17 protein-coding genes, 1 tRNA gene, 1 other RNA gene and 1 pseudogene are annotated in these 19,378 nt (G+C 52.8%); 6 read left to right on the forward strand and 14 right to left on the reverse strand.

Annotated features, from left to right (window positions below; all coding sequences use genetic code 11):
• Positions 1-164 precede the first annotated feature (164 nt).
• Complete coding sequence (locus ABIE48_RS30605) at positions 165-2,348, reverse strand: alpha-galactosidase (protein ID WP_192716154.1); 2,184 nt, start codon at positions 2,346-2,348, stop codon at positions 165-167.
• A 373-nt stretch (positions 2,349-2,721) separates the two neighbouring features.
• Between ABIE48_RS30605 and ABIE48_RS30610 the strand changes: the two genes are divergently transcribed.
• The 3 genes and pseudogenes from ABIE48_RS30610 (at position 2,722) to ABIE48_RS30620 (ending at position 3,458) form a co-directional block, all read left to right on the forward strand.
• Positions 2,722-2,943: an AraC family ligand binding domain-containing protein gene (locus tag ABIE48_RS30610; protein WP_354520750.1), complete on the forward strand. Its 222-nt coding sequence runs from the start codon at positions 2,722-2,724 to the stop codon at positions 2,941-2,943.
• Positions 2,907-3,005: pseudogene (locus tag ABIE48_RS30615) on the forward strand (AraC family transcriptional regulator); the annotation flags it as partial. The gene ABIE48_RS30610 and the pseudogene ABIE48_RS30615, both read left to right, overlap by 37 nt.
• 135 nt (positions 3,006-3,140) lie before the next feature.
• Positions 3,141-3,458: a helix-turn-helix transcriptional regulator gene (locus tag ABIE48_RS30620; protein WP_354520305.1), complete on the forward strand. Its 318-nt coding sequence runs from the start codon at positions 3,141-3,143 to the stop codon at positions 3,456-3,458.
• Positions 3,459-3,612: 154 nt separating this feature from the next.
• On the opposite strand, the gene ABIE48_RS30625 is transcribed toward ABIE48_RS30620, so the two are convergent.
• On the reverse strand, positions 3,613-4,101 hold the full coding sequence (locus ABIE48_RS30625) for a MarR family transcriptional regulator (RefSeq protein WP_354520307.1): 489 nt from the start codon (positions 4,099-4,101) through the stop codon (positions 3,613-3,615).
• Positions 4,102-4,271: 170 nt separating this feature from the next.
• On the opposite strand from ABIE48_RS30625, the gene ABIE48_RS30630 reads away from it, so the two are divergent.
• A complete protein-coding gene (locus tag ABIE48_RS30630) occupies positions 4,272-5,015 on the forward strand; it encodes an NADPH-dependent oxidoreductase (RefSeq protein WP_192716156.1) in 744 nt (247 codons plus the stop codon).
• Positions 5,016-5,168: 153 nt separating this feature from the next.
• On the opposite strand, the gene ABIE48_RS30635 is transcribed toward ABIE48_RS30630, so the two are convergent.
• The 12 genes from ABIE48_RS30635 to ABIE48_RS30690 all read right to left on the reverse strand — a co-directional run bounded on the left by ABIE48_RS30635 (position 5,169) and on the right by ABIE48_RS30690 (position 18,109).
• Positions 5,169-5,381 (reverse strand): cold-shock protein, encoded by a 213-nt coding sequence (locus ABIE48_RS30635; protein WP_076173148.1) that lies wholly within the window; start codon positions 5,379-5,381, stop codon positions 5,169-5,171.
• An 81-nt stretch (positions 5,382-5,462) separates the two neighbouring features.
• Positions 5,463-5,663, reverse strand: a complete 201-nt coding sequence (locus tag ABIE48_RS30640) for a cold-shock protein (RefSeq protein WP_076173149.1) — start codon at positions 5,661-5,663, stop codon at positions 5,463-5,465.
• 364 nt (positions 5,664-6,027) lie between these two features.
• Positions 6,028-6,394: a transfer-messenger RNA gene (ssrA, locus tag ABIE48_RS30645) on the reverse strand.
• 233 nt (positions 6,395-6,627) lie between these two features.
• Positions 6,628-7,110: an SsrA-binding protein SmpB gene (gene smpB / locus ABIE48_RS30650; protein WP_076173150.1), complete on the reverse strand. Its 483-nt coding sequence runs from the start codon at positions 7,108-7,110 to the stop codon at positions 6,628-6,630.
• A gap of 234 nt (positions 7,111-7,344) precedes the next feature.
• Complete coding sequence (rnr, locus tag ABIE48_RS30655) at positions 7,345-9,966, reverse strand: ribonuclease R (protein ID WP_145139193.1); 2,622 nt, start codon at positions 9,964-9,966, stop codon at positions 7,345-7,347.
• A 210-nt stretch (positions 9,967-10,176) separates the two neighbouring features.
• The gene (gene secG / locus ABIE48_RS30660) at positions 10,177-10,410 is read right to left on the reverse strand and encodes a preprotein translocase subunit SecG (protein WP_076173152.1); all 234 of its coding nucleotides are present in this window, start codon (positions 10,408-10,410) and stop codon (positions 10,177-10,179) included.
• Between the two features lie 344 nt (positions 10,411-10,754).
• On the reverse strand, positions 10,755-12,041 hold the full coding sequence (gene eno / locus ABIE48_RS30665) for a phosphopyruvate hydratase (protein ID WP_076173153.1): 1,287 nt from the start codon (positions 12,039-12,041) through the stop codon (positions 10,755-10,757).
• 202 nt (positions 12,042-12,243) lie between these two features.
• Positions 12,244-13,788: a 2,3-bisphosphoglycerate-independent phosphoglycerate mutase gene (gene gpmI, locus ABIE48_RS30670; RefSeq protein WP_192716157.1), complete on the reverse strand. Its 1,545-nt coding sequence runs from the start codon at positions 13,786-13,788 to the stop codon at positions 12,244-12,246.
• Position 13,789: 1 nt separating this feature from the next.
• Positions 13,790-14,542: a triose-phosphate isomerase gene (gene tpiA, locus ABIE48_RS30675; protein ID WP_192716158.1), complete on the reverse strand. Its 753-nt coding sequence runs from the start codon at positions 14,540-14,542 to the stop codon at positions 13,790-13,792.
• A 63-nt stretch (positions 14,543-14,605) separates the two neighbouring features.
• A complete protein-coding gene (locus tag ABIE48_RS30680) occupies positions 14,606-15,787 on the reverse strand; it encodes a phosphoglycerate kinase (RefSeq protein WP_076173225.1) in 1,182 nt (393 codons plus the stop codon).
• A 194-nt stretch (positions 15,788-15,981) separates the two neighbouring features.
• Positions 15,982-16,992, reverse strand: a complete 1,011-nt coding sequence (gene gap, locus ABIE48_RS30685; RefSeq protein ID WP_076173156.1) for a type I glyceraldehyde-3-phosphate dehydrogenase — start codon at positions 16,990-16,992, stop codon at positions 15,982-15,984.
• Positions 16,993-17,071: 79 nt separating this feature from the next.
• Positions 17,072-18,109 (reverse strand): sugar-binding transcriptional regulator, encoded by a 1,038-nt coding sequence (locus ABIE48_RS30690; protein ID WP_145027351.1) that lies wholly within the window; start codon positions 18,107-18,109, stop codon positions 17,072-17,074.
• Positions 18,110-18,349: 240 nt separating this feature from the next.
• Between ABIE48_RS30690 and ABIE48_RS30695 the strand changes: the two genes are divergently transcribed.
• Together ABIE48_RS30695 and clpP are read left to right on the forward strand one after the other, a co-directional pair.
• Positions 18,350-18,424: transfer RNA gene (locus tag ABIE48_RS30695), tRNA-Arg, on the forward strand.
• 208 nt (positions 18,425-18,632) lie between these two features.
• On the forward strand, positions 18,633-19,229 hold the full coding sequence (clpP, locus tag ABIE48_RS30700) for an ATP-dependent Clp endopeptidase proteolytic subunit ClpP (protein WP_076173158.1): 597 nt from the start codon (positions 18,633-18,635) through the stop codon (positions 19,227-19,229).
• The last annotated feature ends 149 nt before the right edge of the window (positions 19,230-19,378 follow it).

A 19,378-nucleotide genomic window follows, 5' to 3' on the forward strand; every position in this document is an offset into this window, starting at 1 on the left:
ACGGCTAGCTTCTTCCTTATTTTCATATCATTCATCATCCGGATAAAAAAACATGGCGCTACCTCCCGTGTTATCTGTTCTGCTGCGCGCAAAAAGCCCCTTTTTCGCTTAAAAAAGGGGCTTAAACTCCATCCATTGATGCTCTTTCAGGCTTAGATCAATGGTTACGCCTTGCCGGGCTTGAGGGCCCGCAGTCTAAACCATCGGCTTTGATAATCTTTATGCTCGTAGGCAAGGGGCAAACCGAGCTGCATCAGCCGGTCTCCCCCGAAGATCGAAATCTCCCCGCCGGTTCCGGGCTCCACTTCGTATTCCAGTTCGGGGTCAAGTCCGTCCAGGCGCAAGGTCCGCTGGGGTGCGTTTGGCACGGCCATCACTTGAAAAGCGTAGACCAAGGCATCCTCTTGATCCTCCGAAACAAACATCCACGCCGACTCATTTCCCTCGAACGGACTTTTCAGACGGTACAAATCGCCTTTCTGCACCAAACTGCGAATCTGCTTGTAGGCGGCAACTTGGCGTTTGACCGTTTCCTTTTCGTCATCGGTAAATTTGGTGAGATCCAGTTCATACCCGAAATTTCCCGACATGGCGACATTGCCGCGAAAATCAAGCGGTGTGATCCGTCCGACCTGATGGTTCGGAACCGCCGACACATGCGCTCCGATGGCGCTTACAGGGTAGACCAGGCTGGTCCCGTACTGAATCTTCAGCCGTTCCACCGCATCGGTATTATCGCTGGTCCAGGTTTGAGGCATGTAGTACAGCATGCCGGGATCAAAGCGTCCACCGCCGCTGGAGCAGCTCTCGAACAAAATATGCGGAAAATCGGTGGTGATTCGTTCAAGCAGCTCGTACAGCCCAAGAACATAGCGGTGAGCAGTCTCAGCTTGGCGCTCCGGCGGCAGGGCGGCAGACCCGATTTCCGTCAAAGCGCGGTTCATGTCCCATTTCACATATGCAACCGGCACGGTGGAGAAAATCGCAGAGAGCGAGTCATAGATGTAATCGCGCACTTCCTGGCGCGTGTAGTCCAGCACCAGCTGCCACCTGGCTTCGCTGCGTCTCCGCCCCGGGACGTGAAGGCACCAGTCCGGATGCTTCCGGTACAGCTCACTATCCGGCGAAATCATCTCGGGCTCGAACCACAGCCCGAATTTCAGGCCCAGCCGGTTGATGCGCTCCGCGACATCCGCCAGTCCGTCCGGCAGCTTCCGGCGGTCCTCGTACCAATCCCCCAGCGACGAATTGTCCGCATCCCGTTTGCCAAACCAGCCGTCATCCAAGACAAACAGCTCAATGCCCAGCTTGGCCCCCTCTTCCGCAATCGAAACCAGCTTGTCCGCATTGAAGTCGAAATACGTGGCCTCCCAGTTATTGACCAGAATCGGCCGTTCTTCGTCCCGGTATTTCCCCCGGCACAGCCGGGTCCGGTACAGGCGGTGATATGTCCGCGACATCTCTCCCAATCCTTGCGCGGAGTACACCATGACCGCTTCCGGCGTTTGGAAGCTCTCCCCCGGATTCAGCTGCCACGCGAAATCAAAAGAGTTCACGCCAATGCTAAACCTTGTGGAGCCGAAGGAATCTACCTCCGCCCCTGCTTCAAATCCGCCGCTGTACACCAGGCTAAAGCCAAAGGCTTCCCCATGTCGTTCCGTCGTTTCCGGTGTGACCAGAGCGGCAAAAGGGTTAAACTGGTGGCTGCTCATGCCCCTTTTGCTGTCGATCCGGGTTTCGCCTTGTTCAAGCAGTCTTCGCTTCATATTTCCTTCCCGGGCCCACGCCCCGGAAAGGTACACCATCTCCAAATCGCTATGACCGGAGAAATCGACGCTGGCACTAAGGGCACGGCGAAGCCGGAGCTTCTTGTCCCCTTCGTTGATCAAATGAGCTGACCGAATGATCACATTGCGATCCGTGAAGATGGAATAAAGCATGACGACCTTAAGTCCCGAGTAGGCATCTTTTAATACCAGCTCGAGCGTCTCTGCTTCGGACTCGTCCTCCGTATAAACGGCCGGAAGTCCGCTTAATGGCGGCTTTCCCTTTAGGATCCGGTAACCGTCGTACTTAAGCTCCGTAATCCTCGTCCCATCCTCCAGTTCGGCCTGGTACGCCGGATTCCGGAAGTCTCCGCTGCCGTACTGCGGGTATTCCTGCGGCAGCCGGTCAAGTCCAGCCCTCGCGGGAGTGTGTATCAGGAGATCGCCCATCGTATCCCGATGCTTCAGTCTCCCTCCCCAATACCCATGTACAGGATAACCGTCCACGATCTGAATCAAATAGCTCATGCCGGACGACTGTAGATGAAACAACCCTGCTTGCTCTTGAACGATTACGCCCATTGGTAAACATCCCTTCTTTCCTGCCTATCGGTACTTCACGCATCGTAACATGGTCTAGAAAATGGCTTGTGCCATATTCGTATCTATGAACCATTACATCTCCGCCATCCGGGGCAATGCTCCGGCATCTCTGTATTCAATCTTTCTTTGAAACATGGCTTTAGGATTGATCTACGATTCCAGAAATACAGGCTTATATACAAAAATCATATATGATCATACGATAGGTCGTACATGGCATGGTGCTCACTAGTTATGTTATTATGATTGATAATTGACAGGTATTCTATTTTTAAGGGGAGGGGGGTTGCTTGTGTTAGAGTATCTGCCGCGAAGTAAACAGCATACCGAGCTGCATCTGACGCAATTTGGCATGGAGGATTGTATATCCGGTCATTATTTCGGGCCCGCCGTAAGGACTCACTATTTGCTCCATTATATATTCAAAGGGGAGGGGGTTTTTGAGGTAGGGGGAGTGAGGCACCATCTTCGTTCGTTACCTATTATCAAGCCGACGAGGTCAACCCTTGGTCATACGGCTGGGTTGGTTTTAACGGCACGCTGGCCGAACCCCTCCTTATGCAAGCAGGGCTAACCCCTTCATCTCCAATTCTGCATTATGACCGAGATGATATGATCCATCAGTATTTGCAGTTGATGGCCCAGTCGAGACAAAGCCATAAAGCCCGGGAAACCAGACTAACGGGGCTGCTGTATTTGATGTTATCTTTGCTGGTGGAATCTGGTCCGGAAACGCCCACCGTTCAAAGGGAAAGCCGGGCTGAGGTTTACGTGGAGCAAGTGATCGATTTTATCGAAATGAACTTCTCTCAAAAAATAACTATCGAGGACATCGCGCATTTGATTGGGCTTAATCGAAGCTATTTGTGCTCGTTATTCAAACAGCAAATGAACATAAGCATTCAGGATTACCTGATTCGCTACAGAATGGGTATGGCGGCTAAAATGCTGGGAAACACAGACCTTTCAATCGGCGATATCGCCCGCTCGGTCGGCTATGCCGACCCGCTCCTTTTCTCCAAAATGTTCAAAAAGGTGAAGGGGGCCTCGCCGAAACATTATCGGAGCGAGGTCTTTGGTCCAAATTAAGGTGGAGCTCATAGGGAGGACGTGGATTGAAAAAAGGTGTTCATTCTCAAGGCGTACGCTGGGGAGGAGTCCGACCAATTCCTAAAATATATCCAAATCGCCGTCGGTGACGGCGATTTTCAATTTTCTTACCGATAGATCTGTAGGGCTAAATCTACCGCAGACGGGCCAGCTTCTCCAGAAAGTCTGCCACGATTTCCAGCGATGCCTCGTCGAAACTAGCCAACAGTTCCATCGCTTTATGATCCTTCTCCTCGTGAAAAACCCGGTGCAGCTCAGCCAGTTCGGCGCCAAGCGGTGTCACAGAGTAATAAATTTCTTTCAGGTTGTCCGGCAGCTGATTTTTTCGTATCAGGTCCTGCTCCAGCAATTTGCGGGTGATTTTGGAGACGGCGCCTTTTGTTAAACCCATCTCGCGGGCGATATCGATCCCTTTAATGCCGTCATGCGCATAGATGACGTCCAGAACGTGCAGGCTTGAGACGGATAGACGGGGCAGCAGCTTTTTCAGCCGGTCGTCGGAAATGCGCTCCATGAGCCAGAGCCGGTCACTGTCATCCTCGGCTTCGCTGACGAGGATCTGGTATATGGATTTTTCGATGCGGTTTTTGAGCTGAAGCAAATCATCATTCATATCAGGCATAAGGCAAGCCTACCTTTTTTTCTTTTCATTATATCATGGTTTCCGCAGAAACCATTTGACAGAACACCATTTTCTTGTTATTGTGGTTTCCATGGAAACCATTTAGTTGGAACGTGGTCTTCATGCAGCTTCTGCAGAAATCACATTACATTGATTTGGAGGGAATTTTTATGAATGAGGTCATTCAATTGATCCGCCAGCATCGCTCCATCCGCAAGTTTACAAATACGCCGTTAACCGGCGAGCAAATCGAAGCCATCGTCGACGCGGCGCAAATGGCACCAACCTCGGCGCATATGCAGCCGTTCTCGATCATCGGCGTTACCGATCAGGAACTGCGCAAGAGAATTGCGGAGCATTCTGAAAATCCGTGGATTGCGGAATGCGGATACTTTTTTATCTTTTGCGCCGATCTTCACCGCATGATGCTGGCTGCCGGCCCAGATTACCAGGACAAAATGAGCCGCAACCTGAACTACTCGTATTTTTATCAAACCAGTGTGCTAAGTGCCGCGCTTGCTCTGCAAAACGCTAACTTGGCGGCTCAATCGATGGGTCTCGGGGCCGTTATTATCGGCGGGATTAACAGTGCTCTGCCTGAACTGGACGAATGGCTGGACCTTCCGGACTTTGTCATTCCTTTGGTCGGTCTTGCGGTAGGCATCCCCGATGAATCCCCAGAACAAAAGCCGCGCCTGCCACGGTCCGCCGTATTTTTTGAAAACCAGTATGATCGTGATCTTAAAGCACAAGTCGAAGAGTATGACCGGGAAATAGAAGAATATTATGGCGCTCGAACCAACAACAAGCAGAAGGCCAGCTGGTCCGGGAAATTCGTCTCGATGCTGGACCGAGATTTGCCGCTGGGCGGGTATACGGAGTATGTGAAGAGCAAAGGGTTTGATTTGAAGTAGGCTCGTCAGAAATGCAAAATCCACAACCCCTTGAGGTTGTGGATTTCATTTACGTGATAGACGAGGGGGAGCCGAACCCCTGTCCGGACATAACGCCACCTTTTTTCGCGTATAGATGGTGACCATCGTGATGAATTGCGGGTCCTCGCTTTTTTAATGCTTCGTCTGATTTGGGCTTGTATTGGCTAAAATAGGCAGCATTTTCTCACTTTTTTCCATGAAGGAATTGCATTGGCCACAAATCGGTTGGATCAGAAAAACAAAGTTATCCCTCATCCATCCGTTGCACTTTTCATTGGTGCACGACCATATCGTTGTCATTTCCTCAGGAAGATCGATCATCAGTCTTTTCCGTGAATAGTACAAGCAGCATCCCTCTTTCTCTTCTGGAATCCTAAGTGAAAAAAGGCCCCGACACGATGTGCGGGACCTTTCTAAATTACAGCCTTACAGTTTTACAACATTCTCGGCTTGTGGGCCTCGATTGCCTTGTACTACATTAAATTCAACTTTTTGACCTTCATCCAACGATTTGAAGCCGTCGCTCACGATTGCACTGAAGTGCACAAATACGTCGTCTCCGCCTTCAACCTCGATAAAACCAAAACCTTTGTCCGCATTAAACCATTTTACTGTTCCTTGTTGCATAGTCCATTACCTCCATAATTCTATTTTTTACATGATCTTCGAGTTTCAAAAAAAAATCACATATTGTACAAGGTTACATCATCAAAATCTAACCCTCTACAATATGTGATCTCAGGTCGAAATTCCAATAAATTAACTATAACACAGCTGAAGTTGATTTACAAGTTTTTTTGAATTTTGCTTCCATTTTATTGGAACTCACCTTATCTGCAGTATGACACTGTATAATCTTCCCCGGGTAGTATACTTAGTAAACCACAATTAAAGTGGAGAAAAATATTGATTAAGAGACATTGTGCAGCCATCCTAATAAAAACGGAGATGCAAAAAGCGACCCGTAACGGGTCGCTTTTCTGATACTCGTTTATGGAGGCGAGGGGAGTCGAACCCCTGTCCGAAGATAACGCCACATAAGCTTCTACGGGTGTAGTGACAGTTTTGATGTCACCCCACCAGGCTCCCCGTCACCGGATCCCGATAGGGTCAGCCTGTTTGTCTTCTTCAGCTAGCCCCAGGCGGAGACTAGACAGCGTATCCCACTAAAGTTGAGCCCTCATCCCGGCACATGGGCGATGCAGAGCGAGAGCACGTGTGCAGGTTATTAAGCTGCTACAGCGTAAGAAGTTTGTTGTTTGCCAGTTATTATTGGCTTTAGCGTTGATGAAGTGGACGCGTCCCCACTACCCGCTACTCATGCTCGAACTATCCCCGTCGAATCCAAGAACGCCCCCTTATTAAAAAGGGCTTCTATTGGATTAGATTAGAACCGTTGAAGCATAAGAAGCAATCTATCCAGCATCCTTCCCCTCCATGAAGAAAGGATGATCAGAAGCATTTGTCACGTAAAAGGCCGGTCAAGCCATAACCTCTTACATACATAGTATATCACACATTCCGGCCAAAATGACACAGAGGTTGAAGGAAACGCAGGTGAAACTTGCCTGTAACTTCACTTAACCCCAAATTAACGCGCGATCTTCTGCTTCTCGCGGAGTGCCCGCTGAATGTCGCGCTGCGCGTCGCGTTTGGCGGCCGATTCACGCTTGTCATACTGCTTCTTACCGCGGCCAAGGCCAAGCAGCAGCTTCGCATAGCCGTTGCGGATATATACCTTAAGCGGAACGATCGTATAGCCTTCCTGCTTGGTCTGTCCCAGCAGCTTGTGGATCTGTTCCTTGTGCATCAGCAGCTTGCGGGTCCGCGTCGGATCCGTCGGATTATAGCGGTTGCCCTGCTCAAACGGGCTGATATGCATGTTATGAATATGAATTTCCCCATTGCGGATCGTTGCAAACGCATCCCCGATATTGGCCCGTCCGTTCCGGATCGACTTGATCTCGGTCCCGGTCAGCACCATGCCGGCTTCGTACGTATCCTCGATGAAGTAATCATGGGAAGCTTTTTTGTTCTGGGCCAGGACCTTCCCGTCACTCTTCTTACCACCCATGCTATCACTCCTCCCACACTTGCTATAACAACAATGGACTTCCGGTGTACAGCACAAGGGGAAGCAGCTCAAGCGCCCTAACGAGAGCGTCTAGAGGCCGCAAACCCGGCCGGTATACCAGAAATCCATTGTATCAACTGGACTGGGCAAAATCAAGATTTCGGCGAAAAGGCGCACGGTGTGGCGCCCATTTCAGGCGAAGCCTGATTTAAAAGATACTGCCCAGGAACCCTTCTACTTTTTCTTCTTGCGCACGAAGGCGGCTGTGCCATTCTTGGCCGCACCCTTCTTCTTGCGCTTGCGGACGACGCTCTCGCCGCTGCCGGCATTGTCTTCGCGGGCGGCAGCCGCCCCATCCCCGACAAAAATACCGCTGCGCGACGTTTTCTTCTTGCGGCCGCTGGACGGCTTGCTACTGCTGCCGCTTTGGCTTCCGCCAGGCGCCGGGGCGCCGTAGCCACCCTTGCCGGAGCCGAAGCCGAAGCTCGCCGGCCGCTTGGCTTCGCCGCTGCGGCCGCCTTCCCGCGCGGCGCCCTGCTGCGCTGCGCCGGCGCCGCCCTCGCGGGCGCTCTTGCCCGGCCGCGCGCCCTTGCCGCCGCCACGGGCCGCACCGCGCCCGCCGCGGCCATTCTCGCCGCCTTCACGGATGGCGGCGCCTCTGCCCACGCGGCCGCCACCACGGCCGCCAAAGCTTCCGCCGCGCCGGCCTTCGCTGCGCGGCTTCATGTCCACCATCTCGAAGTCGATGGTGTGATCGTCCATGTTCACGCGCTCGACACGGATCTTCACTTCGTCGCCGATCCGGAACACGCGTGACGTGCGCTCCCCGATGAGGGCCATGGAGGCCTCATCGAAATGGTAGTAATCGTCCGTCAGCGCGCTCAGCCGGATGAGGCCCTCGACCGTATTCTCGAGCTCGATGAACATGCCGAAGCTCGTCACGCTGCTGATGATGCCTTCGAATTCCTCGCCGACCTTGTCGAGCATGTATTCGGCCTTCTTCAGCTGGTCTGTGTCACGCTCCGCATCCACCGCCACACGCTCACGCTCGGAGGACTGCTGGGCGATGTCCGCCATCCGGGAAGCCAGGTACTCCAGCCGGTTCTCCGGCAGGACGCCCTTGTTCTCCAGCACTTCCCGGATCACCCGGTGAATGACCAGGTCCGGATAACGGCGAATCGGAGACGTAAAGTGCGAATAATATTCGGCGGCCAGTCCAAAGTGTCCGGACATTTCCGCATCGTATTTCGCCTGCTTCATCGAGCGCAGCATCACCGTGCTGATGACCTTTTGCTCCTTCGTGCCCTGGATGTCTTCCAGCAGGCTTTGGAGCGCCCGTGGATGCACGGAGTTGCCCCGGCCCTTCACATGGTGACCGAAGTTGGCCGCAAACGCCATGAACGTCTGGAGCTTCTCCGGATCCGGATTTTCGTGAATCCGGTACAGGAACGGCACCTTCATCCAGTAGAAATGCTCGGCCACTGTTTCGTTGGCCGCCAGCATGAACTCCTCGATGATCTGCTCGGCGATCGAGCGTTCGCGCTTTACGATGTCGACCGGCTTGCCGTTCTCATCGACGATCACCTTAGACTCCACGAAGTCGAAGTCCACCGCCCCGCGGTTCATCCGTCTTGCCCGCAGGCGCAGCGCAAGCTCCTTCATCAGCTTGAAGGTGTCGACCAGATAGCTGTACCGCTCCGTCACTTCCGGATCCTCGTCGTTGAGGATCTTCCGGACGTTGTTGTACGTCATCCGTTCCTTCGTCTTGATCACGCTGGTAAAAATATCATGCCTCACGAGCTTCATATGCTCGTCGAATTCCATTTCACAGGACATCGTCAGGCGGTCCACCTGCGGATTCAGCGAGCAGATGCCGTTGGAAAGGCGGTGCGGCAGCATCGGGATGACTCGGTCCACCAAATAGACGCTGCATCCGCGGTTGTACGCCTCTTTATCGAGCTCCGAGTTCTCGCGGACATAGTAGCTGACGTCGGCGATATGAACGCCCAGAAGGAAGTTGCCGTTCGGCAGACGCTCCACGTTTACTGCGTCATCGAGGTCTTTCGCGTCCTCTCCGTCAATCGTGACGATCGTTTTGCCGCGAAGGTCACGCCGTCCCTGCTGGACGATTTCCTCCTCGGTGATTGAATCCGGGGCCTGCTCCGCTTCCGCCATGACCTCTTCCGGAAAAGCTTCCGGCAGCTGATGCTTGCGGATAATGGACAGGATATCGACTCCCGGATCATCCTTATGCCCGAGAATCTCGACCACTTCGCCTTCCGCGGCGGATCGGCCCTCCGGATAATTGACGATTTTGACGACAACTTTCTCGCCGTCGACCGCCCCGTTAAAGGCATCCTTCGGAATAAAAATATCCCGGTTGATCCGTTTATCGTCAGGCAGCACAAAGCCGTACGCTTCATGCCCTTGGAAGACCCCGACGATCTGGGTAATGGCCCGGTTGACGATCCGCACCACTTCCCCCTCCAGCTTGCCGCCGGCCGGGCTCTTGGCCGTAACCCGTACCAGAACGGTATCCCCGTTCATGGCGCTCTTCATATCATTGGCTCCAATATATACATCCGGATGCTCCCGGTCTTCCGGGATCAGGAATGCAAAGCCCTTCGCATGGGCCTGCAGACGGCCCTTCAGGAGGTCCAGCCGTTCTGGCACACCGTACCGTTCCGACCGGGTCCGCACGATGGTCCCTGCCTCCTCCATCGCGTTCAGCGTTTTCAGAAAATCCTTGAAATCCAGCGCATCGTCAATCGCGAAATGCTGTTCCAGTTCCTGATACGTCATCGGTTTATATTCGGGATCCTGCATCAAATCAAGTATCATCTGTTCCGTAATCATCGTTTCATCACCTCAGGTGACTTGCAGGAATGCCTTCCGCAAGTGACTATGTAATCGTTCGTTTGTTGTATTTGTCCAGTAATATACACATACCCTAGTATACACGAATTTAATCGGTTGCATCCCTGCCCGTAAGCCTTAATCAACCTAAAAAACCTCCGCTCATCTTCCAATCGAAAAAGAGCGGAGGTTTTGGTGTGCTGCTATTCTTTACTTGACGACGACGGCCACCACAATGGCCAGGATAAAAAAGCATGCCGCGACGACAACCGTCACGCGCTGCAGCACGAGATCCATGCCGCGTGCTTTCGTTTTACCGAATAGATGTTCCGCGCCACCGGAGATGGCCCCGGAAAGACCCGCGCTTTTCCCTTTTTGCAAAAGAACAATCGCGATCAACGCGATGGAGAAAATCACGAGCAGCACCTTCAACAAGATTTCCATTTGTTCCACCTCCCAATGGCTTAACATCTCAATTATATGAATGTCAAAATTTCAATTCCGTTATGGCCGGACTTAAACCGCAGCCCAGCTTGCACAAACAGCATTCTTATTGTATCATAGCCTATTTGCGAACACAAGCTAAACCCGCACTGCACCGCTGTTTATGGCACCAATCACAAGCTAAAATAGCCCCACAAAGTGAGGCTTATGCTTCGATGCCTATTCCAAATACTTTGCGGGGACCCCATAACAAGGAAACACTCCGCTAAAACTTATACTTTCTGTTTTAATAAAAAAAGCGCCCCGGAGTTACCCGGAACGCTCTTGCACAAGGCTGTACAGCCTTATTTTTTCAGGTTGTAGAACGACTTCAGGCCGTTGTACTGCGCCAGTTCGCCCAATTCGTCCTCGATGCGGAGCAATTGGTTGTACTTCGCAATACGGTCCGTACGGGACGGAGCACCGGTTTTGATTTGGCCGGCATTCGTTGCCACGGCGATGTCAGCGATCGTGCTGTCTTCGGACTCACCGGAACGGTGGGAGACAACCGCTGTGTATCCTGCGCGTTTCGCCATTTCGATCGCATCAAACGTTTCTGTCAGCGTACCGATTTGGTTTACTTTGATCAGGATGGAGTTGCCGATGCCTTCTTCGATACCTTTTTCAAGACGCTCAGTGTTCGTTACAAACAAGTCGTCGCCAACGAGCTGGATCTTGTCGCCGAGTTTCGCGGTAAGGAGTTTCCAGCCTTCCCAGTCGTCTTCGGAGCAGCCGTCTTCGATCGTGATGATCGGGTATTTGTCGACCCAAGAAGCGAGCAGCTCAACGAATTCACTGGATGTGTAGGATTTGCCTTCGCCTTCAAGATGGTACTTGCCATCTTTGTAGAATTCAGTAGAAGCAACGTCCATACCGAGGAATACGTCAACGCCTGGCTTGTAGCCGGCTTTTTCGATAGCTTCCATAATGGAGGACAATGCGTCTTCGTTGGACGTGAAGTTCGGAGCAAAACCGCCTTCGTCGCCAACCGCTGTGTTCAGGCCTTTGCCCTTCAGTACGGATTTCAGGCTGTGGAAGATTTCTGCACCTGTACGGAGAGCTTCCTTGAACGTAGGAGCGCCAACCGGCAGTACCATAAATTCTTGAACGTCGACGTTGTTGTCGGCATGAGCGCCGCCGTTGACGATGTTCATCATTGGTACAGGCAGTTGTTTGGCATTGAATCCGCCGAGGTATACGTACAGCGGAAGGTCCAAAGCGTCAGCAGCCGCGCGGGCTACGGCCATGGATACTGCCAGGATGGCGTTAGCGCCCAGCTTGCCTTTGTTAGGTGTTCCGTCCAGTTTGATCATCAGCTTGTCGATGCCGAGCTGGTCGAGCGCGTCCATGCCGATGACTTCAGGAGCGATGATTTCGTTCACGTTCTTCACCGCGTTCAGAACGCCTTTGCCGAGGTAACGGTCTTTGTCGCCGTCGCGAAGCTCTACAGCTTCGTGAGCGCCTGTGGATGCGCCGGATGGTACGATGGCGCGGCCATGGCCGCCGGATTCCAGATATACTTCAACTTCAACCGTAGGGTTACCGCGGGAGTCGAGGACTTCGCGTGCGTACACGTCAGAAATAATAGTCATTTTGTGCTAATCTCCTTTTCCACATTCGTAATTGGTTATTCAGACCACATTATATAGATTGAACTCAAGTCTCGAATGGAGAACCCTGCTGTAACGGCCTTATCCAAGCCCTGCAACACGAACTTCTTGAGTTCATTCTATATTGCTTGTCAGCTTCTACAGCCATTATAACGCATCGGATCACCGGAATCGAATTTTCCGCTTATTTGCGGGTTGCGATCATCGATTCGCCGGTCATTTCGGCAGGCTTCGGAAGCTGCATCAGATCGAGAATCGTCGGCGCCACGTCGGTCAGAATGCCGCCTTCGCGCAGCGTTACGTTCTCATCGGTCAAAATAAACGGCACCGGGTTCGTCGTATGAGCGGTGAATGGGCGGCCTGCTTCGTCAAATACCATGTCGGCGTTTCCGTGGTCGGCGATAATAATCGCTACCCCGCCTTTGGCGATGACGGCGTCCACTACTTTGCCCATGCACTCGTCGGTGACTTCAACCGCTTTGATCGTCGGTTCCAGCATACCGGAGTGTCCGACCATATCCGGGTTGGCAAAGTTCAGAATGATCGCATCATGCTTCTCGGCTTCGATTTCCTTCACGCAGGCGTCCGCTACTTCGTAAGCGCTCATTTCCGGCTTCAGGTCATAAGTGGCGACCTTCGGCGAATTGATCAGAATGCGCGTTTCTCCAGGCAGCTCGACGTCGCGTCCACCGCTGAAGAAGAAGGTAACGTGCGGATATTTTTCCGTTTCGGCAATACGCAGCTGCTTCTTGTTATTCTGCACCAGCACTTCGCCCAGCGTGTTGTCCAGGTTCTTCGGCTCGTAGGCTACGTAGCCTTCCACCGTTTCGCTGAACAGCGTCAGGCAGACGAAATGGAGGTTTTCCGGGAACTTCGGCCCGCGGTCAAATCCGCGGAAGTCTTTGTTCGTGAACACCTGGGACAGCTGGATCGCGCGGTCCGGGCGGAAGTTCAGGAAGATAACGGAGTCTCCGCTCTCCACCAGCGATACCGGGTTGCCCTGCTTGTCAACGATGACGGTTGGCTCCACAAACTCGTCGAATACCGACTTGTTGTAGGATTCCGTTACGGCAACCAGCGGATCGGTGTATTTCGGTCCATCCCCGTACACAATCGCACGGTAGGACTTCTCTACGCGTTCCCAGCGCTTATCGCGGTCCATCGCATAGTAACGGCCTTGTACCGTGGCGATTTTGCCGACGCCAACTTCCTTGATCTTGGCTTGCAGATCCTGGATGAACTTCTTGCCGGAATCCGGAGCCACGTCGCGTCCGTCCAGGAAGGCATGGATGTAAACCTCATCCAGCCCTTCTTTTTTCGCAAGGTCCAGCATAGCAAACATATGCTCGATATGGCTATGTACCCCGCCGTCGGACAAGAGGCCGTACAGATGGAGCTTCTTGTTGTTATTCTTTGCAGCTTGCACCGCTTCGACCAGCGTCGGGTTGTTGAAAAACTCCCCTTCGCGAATCGATTTCGAAATCCGGGTCAAATCCTGGTACACGATGCGGCCTGCGCCGATGTTCAAATGGCCGACTTCGGAGTTGCCCATTTGCCCTTCCGGCAGACCTACCGCTTCGCCGGAAGCGGTCAGCGTCGTGTTCGGATACTTCGCCATCAATCGGTCGTAGTTCGGTTTCTTGGCCTGCGCTACTGCGTTGCCTTCGTCCGTGCTGCGCAGCCCGAATCCGTCCATGATGATCAGTGCTACGGGTCTAGGTGCGGTCATCTTACTTCGCCCCCTCAACGAGCTGGATGAACGAAGCCGGCTGCAGGCTGGCACCGCCGACGAGCGCGCCGTCGATGTCGCTTTGGCCCATATATTCCTTTACGTTCTCCGGCTTCACGCTGCCGCCGTACTGGATACGAACCTGATCCGCTACCTCTTTGCCATACAGGCCTTCTACCAGGCTGCGGATATAAGAGATCACTTCGTTAGCGTCCTGTGCAGTCGAGGACTTGCCGGTTCCGATCGCCCAGATTGGCTCGTAAGCGATAACCACTTGAGCCGCCTGTTCTGCGGACAATCCTTGGAACGCTTCTTCCGTCTGCACTTTGCATATGTCTTTCGTTTGGCCGGCTTCGCGCTCTTCCAGCTTCTCACCGACGCACACGATTGGAGTCAGGTCATGACGGAAAGCCGCTTGAACCTTTTTGTTTACGGTCTCGTCGGTTTCGGCAAAATATTGCCGGCGCTCGGAGTGGCCGATGATGACGTAGTCTACGCCAAGGTCTTTCAGCATCACGCCGCTGATTTCCCCGGTGAACGCACCGTTGTCTTCAAAATGCAGGTTTTGGGCACCGATTTTGATCGATGTGCCTTTCACGGCTTCCACCAAAGCGGGAAGGTTCGTGAACGGAGCGCAGATGACGCTCTCCACGCCTTCAACTTCAGCTTTGCCTTTGACTTCTTCGATAAACGTTTTGGCTTCCGGAACGGTTTTGAACATTTTCCAGTTGCCGGCGATGATAGGTGTTCTCACACTTTTCACTCCTTTTTTGTCCTTACGGGTCCGTACGTTCCGCGCTCTTTCGGCGCTTCTTGCTTACTTGTCGTTCAGTGCCACGACGCCAGGGAGAGCCTTGCCTTCCATGAATTCGAGGGATGCTCCGCCGCCAGTGGAGATGTGATCCATTTTGTCAGCCAGATGGAATTTCTCTGCAGCTGCCGCCGAGTCGCCGCCGCCGATGATCGTGTAGCCTTCGGTTTGAGCGCAGGCTTCCGCCACTTCACGTGTACCGTTGGAGAAAGGATCGATTTCAAATACGCCCATCGGTCCGTTCCATACCACGAGCTTGGAGTTCTTGATAATCTCCGCATATTTGGCACGGGTTTTCGGTCCGATGTCCACGCCTTCCCATTTCTCAGGGATGTTGCCGACTTCTACGATGTCCACGTTCGCATTGGCGCTGAAATCGTCCGCGATGACAATGTCGACCGGAAGCAGGAAGTTTTTGCCGAGATCCTTCGCTTTTTGGATAAATCCGAGCGCGACATCCAGTTTTTCATTATCGCACAAAGACAGACCGATTTCATAGCCCTGTGCCTTCATGAACGTATAGGACAGGCCGCCGCCGATCAGTACGTTATCCGCGATGTTCAGCAGGTTGTCGATAACGTCGATTTTATCCTTAACCTTGGAACCGCCGATGATCGCTGTGAAAGGACGCTCCGGATTGGACAGTGCTTTACCGAGTACGGAAAGTTCCTTCTCCATCAGCAGGCCGGAAACAGCCGGCAGGTAATGGGCGATACCTTCGGTCGAAGCGTGCGCACGGTGAGCAGCACCAAACGCGTCGTTTACGAACAGGTCAGCCAGCTCAGCGAACTGCTTCGCTAGTTCCGGATCGTTTTTCTCTTCGCCAGGGTAAAAGCGGACATTTTCAAGCAGCAGCACGTCGCCGTTGTTCAGCTTCTCCACTTGCGCTTTGACCGCGTCGCCAACTGCTTCGTCAGCCTTGGCAACCGGTTTGCCGAGCAGCTCGGACAGGCGCTCTGCCGCAGGTGTCAGACGCATGGATTCTACCACTTCGCCTTTCGGGCGTCCCATGTGGCTGGCCAGAATCACTTTCGCGCCATGCTCGATCAGGTAGTTGATCGTTGGCAGCGTTTCACGGATCCGTGTATCGTCGGTAATTTTGCCGTCTTCCAATGGCACGTTAAAATCAACGCGCACGAATACGCGCTTGCCGTTTACTTCTACATCACGTACAGACTTCTTGTTCATCGTATTGTTTCCCTCCGCACCCATATTTTTAACGGGACAGTCTCCTCAGCCCGTGGTTCAGCATGTTAGGACATTATCTTGCAATCATAGAATGGCTCAGCTCCGCTGAAAATTTATGCATTCTATATTTTAAAGAGCGGAAACATAGGATGCCTGTTTCCGCTCGGGATGTTTTCGCTATGGGATGGCCGATATTACTTAGCGATCTTAGCGAAGTATGCCAATGTGCGAACCAATTGGGAAGTGTAAGACATTTCGTTGTCGTACCAAGCAACGGTTTTAACCAGCTGTTGGTCGCCAACAGTCAACACTTTAGTTTGAGTAGCGTCGAAGAGCGAACCGAACGTGATGCCTTTGATGTCGGAAGATACGATTTCGTCTTCAGTGTAGCCGTAAGTTTCTGGATCGGAAGCTTCTTTCATTGCTGCGTTCACTTCGTCAGCCGTTACTTTGGTGTTCAGAACTGTAACGAGCTCAGTCAGGGAACCTGTTGGTACAGGTACGCGTTGAGCGGCACCGTCCAGTTTGCCTTGCAGTTCTGGAAGAACCAGACCAATCGCTTTTGCAGCGCCAGTGGAGTTAGGAATGATGTTTTCTGCAGCTGCACGCGCACGACGGAAGTCACCTTTTGGATGCGGAGCGTCCAGGGTGTTTTGGTCGCCAGTGTAAGCGTGGATCGTTGTCATCAAACCTTGAACGATACCGAACTTGTCGTTCAGCGTTTTGGCCATAGGAGCCAGGCAGTTCGTTGTGCAAGATGCGCCGGAGATTACTGTCTCAGTTCCGTCCAGTGTCTCATGGTTAACGTTGTATACGATCGTCTTCATGTCGCCTGTAGCCGGAGCGGAGATCACAACTTTCTTAGCGCCGCCTTTCAGGTGTTTCTCAGCAGCCTCTTTCGTTGTGAAGAAGCCTGTGCACTCGAGAACGATGTCTACGCCAAGATCGCCCCAAGGAAGTTCTTCAGGGTTACGGTTCGCCAGAACCTTAACTTCTTTGCCGTTCACTTTGAAGAAGCCGTCGTGAACTTCGATGTCTCCGTTGAAAGTGCCTTGCGTTGTATCATATTTGAGCAGATGGGCCAACATCTTAGCGTCAGTAAGGTCGTTGATGGCTACAACTTCGATGCCTTCCACATTTTGAATACGGCGGAAAGCGAGTCGTCCGATACGTCCAAAACCGTTAATGCCTACTTTTACACTCATTGAATAGTCCTCCCAAAAGTTCGTATTTTATTTATTCAAAACAGGTAGATACCTGTCATGACATCAAAAGGAATGTTGTTTACTCGCCGTCGATTTCCCGGCAGATCTCGATTGCGGCCGCTTCGTCAACCACCAGAATGTCCTCGTGGCCGAACTTGAGCACCGCATGGATCGCTTGGGCCTTGCTTCGGCCGCCCGCAATGCCGATGACGGTCTCGGTCCGCATAATGTCCTCCAGCCGCAGCCCCAAAGTCATCATTTTATGAACGACAACGCCTTGTTCATTGAAATAGTAGCCAAAGGATTCGGCTACGGCTCCTTCCGACCGGATCTCCTCCACGGCGGCGGGATCCAGCCTTCTGCGACGGGTCATCTCCATCGCGTCCCCGATGCCGTGCATGATGATGCGGCAGTGCCTGATCGCCTGCACGATCTCCTGGATGTTGCGGTCCTGCACCAGCGACTGATACGCTTCATCGCTCAGGAGGTCCGGCACATGCAGCAGCCGGTACTGCGCGCCGACGCGCTTGGCCATGGTGGATGCGATCGTGTTCGCCTGAAACTCCACACTTTCGCCAAGTCCGCCCCTAGCTGGCACGAACCAGCTGTTCTTCATCGGTACGGCCGCCTGCGGCGTCAACTGCTCCGCCACTTCGGCGAGCGTTGAGCCTCCAGTCACCGCTACGGTGTCCCCTTGGTTCATGACGCCAAGCAGCGCTTTGGCACCCGCGCGTCCCAAGTCACGCTTCGTGAGCGGCGACGATTCGCAATCCCCGGGCACGACCACGACTTTGCGCAAGCCGTACGTCTGGCGGATCTTCTCGCCAAGATCATTGAGGCCGAACAGCACTTTCACCATCGGCTCCATCTGTTCGAGCAGCTTGCTTCCCGCCTCACTGACCCTCATCCCAGAGCTCTCGATCTCAATCAGGCCCTGGGACTTGAGAAGATCCGTCTCGGCCCGCAGCACCCGCTCGGTCATATGCAGGGATGCAGCGAGCGTTCTCCGGCCGATCAGCTCCGACAGCATGATCTGATGAAGAATGGTATATCTGGTCTTGAGAACGTCCACGAGATCAGGCAGAAGCTGCTTTTGTATCTCTAATATATCCCGCATTTCTTTCCACTCCTGCAACTTCGCTTCCCTCTCTCCACTGGCCCTAAAATGTCCCGGGTCAACGTTTTAAGTCCCACCACTATTCTACTCAATAATGGGGCTGGTTGCAAGTAGTCCACTGACTATAATTCACATCAGCCTTTCCTCCTATACAGCATTTTCCTGATCCAAAAAAATTAATAACTTAACCCTTGCATTTTGAGGCAAGCTATCATATAATAACTCTTGCTATTGAATTTTGCGCCCGTGGTCCAATGGATATGACGTAGGCCTCCGAAGCCTGAGATCGAGGTTCAATTCCTCGCGGGCGCGCCATTTTTCTTCAATAGAAGAGAACGCAGAACGGCAACCGTTCTACGTTATGTTTTTAACCAAACGTACCACAGCCAATCAGATGGCTATTTTTTTTACCTTGAGTTTGACTTTCTTTGACTTTTTGTTTGAAATTGTTTATCATGTGGTTAATACGGTAACAGTATGTATAGAATGACCTATTTTGAGCCAATTAAGGGAGGTTTTCCACGTGAGTTATATTCCTATGGTCGTCGAACAAAGCAACCGCGGTGAACGGGCTTACGACATCTATTCCCGTTTGCTGAAAGACCGCATCATTTTCCTGGGCACCGAAGTCAATGACGTGGTCGCCAATTCTATCATCGCCCAGCTGCTGTTCCTCGCAGCCGAAGATCCGGAGAAAGACATCCATTTGTACATTAACAGCCCCGGCGGATCCATTACGGCCGGTATGGCGATTTTCGATACAATGCAGTTCATCAAACCGGACGTATCTACAATCTGCGTAGGCTTGGCCGCTTCCATGGGCGCGTTCCTGCTGAACGCCGGCGCCAAGGGCAAACGCTTCGGCCTGCCGAACAGTGAGATCATGATCCACCAGCCGCTCGGGGGTGCGCAAGGCCAGGCTACGGATATCGAAATCCGCGCCCGCCGCATTCTGAAAATGCGCGACACCTTGAACCGCATCCTGTCCGAACGTACCGGACAGCCGCTGGAGCGCATCGAGAAAGACACCGACCGTGACTACTTCATGAGCGCAGCTGAAGCGCAGGAATACGGACTGATCGATAAAGTTCTGGAAAGCACTCCAATCCAAGGCGTGTAAATATTCGCGGCTTTGGAACCGAAGAAAAACAGGGAATCTCCCCGAATCGATCCGCTTACGGATCGCCGGGAGGCTCCCTGTTTTTTTGTTTATCAAGGCCCCGCGCAGGAGCGGACGCGCTATTAGAACATGATTCTCATAGGCTTGAC

The sequence above is a fragment of the Paenibacillus sp. OAE614 genome (assembly GCF_040546645.1).
GTDB classification, from domain to species: domain Bacteria; phylum Bacillota; class Bacilli; order Paenibacillales; family Paenibacillaceae; genus Paenibacillus_AQ; species Paenibacillus_AQ favisporus.

Excerpts from the sequence above, each read along its gene's own strand:
- ABIE48_RS30625 (WP_354520307.1), bottom strand. The coding sequence starts at position 4,101 with ATGCCTGATATGAATGATGATTTGCTTCAGCTCAAAAACCGCATCGAA.
- ABIE48_RS30630 (WP_192716156.1), top strand. The coding sequence starts at position 4,272 with ATGAATGAGGTCATTCAATTGATCCGCCAGCATCGCTCCATCCGCAAG.
- rnr (WP_145139193.1), bottom strand. The coding sequence starts at position 9,966 with ATGATTACGGAACAGATGATACTTGATTTGATGCAGGATCCCGAATAT.
- smpB (WP_076173150.1), bottom strand. The coding sequence starts at position 7,110 with ATGGGTGGTAAGAAGAGTGACGGGAAGGTCCTGGCCCAGAACAAAAAA.
- ABIE48_RS30690 (WP_145027351.1), bottom strand. The coding sequence starts at position 18,109 with ATGCGGGATATATTAGAGATACAAAAGCAGCTTCTGCCTGATCTCGTG.
- ABIE48_RS30605 (WP_192716154.1), bottom strand. The coding sequence starts at position 2,348 with ATGGGCGTAATCGTTCAAGAGCAAGCAGGGTTGTTTCATCTACAGTCG.
- secG (WP_076173152.1), bottom strand. The coding sequence starts at position 10,410 with ATGGAAATCTTGTTGAAGGTGCTGCTCGTGATTTTCTCCATCGCGTTG.
- ABIE48_RS30610 (WP_354520750.1), top strand. The coding sequence starts at position 2,722 with ATGGAGGATTGTATATCCGGTCATTATTTCGGGCCCGCCGTAAGGACT.
- gpmI (WP_192716157.1), bottom strand. The coding sequence starts at position 13,788 with ATGACCGCACCTAGACCCGTAGCACTGATCATCATGGACGGATTCGGG.
- eno (WP_076173153.1), bottom strand. The coding sequence starts at position 12,041 with ATGACTATTATTTCTGACGTGTACGCACGCGAAGTCCTCGACTCCCGC.
- gap (WP_076173156.1), bottom strand. The coding sequence starts at position 16,992 with ATGAGTGTAAAAGTAGGCATTAACGGTTTTGGACGTATCGGACGACTC.
- ABIE48_RS30640 (WP_076173149.1), bottom strand. The coding sequence starts at position 5,663 with ATGCAACAAGGAACAGTAAAATGGTTTAATGCGGACAAAGGTTTTGGT.
- ABIE48_RS30680 (WP_076173225.1), bottom strand. The coding sequence starts at position 15,787 with ATGAACAAGAAGTCTGTACGTGATGTAGAAGTAAACGGCAAGCGCGTA.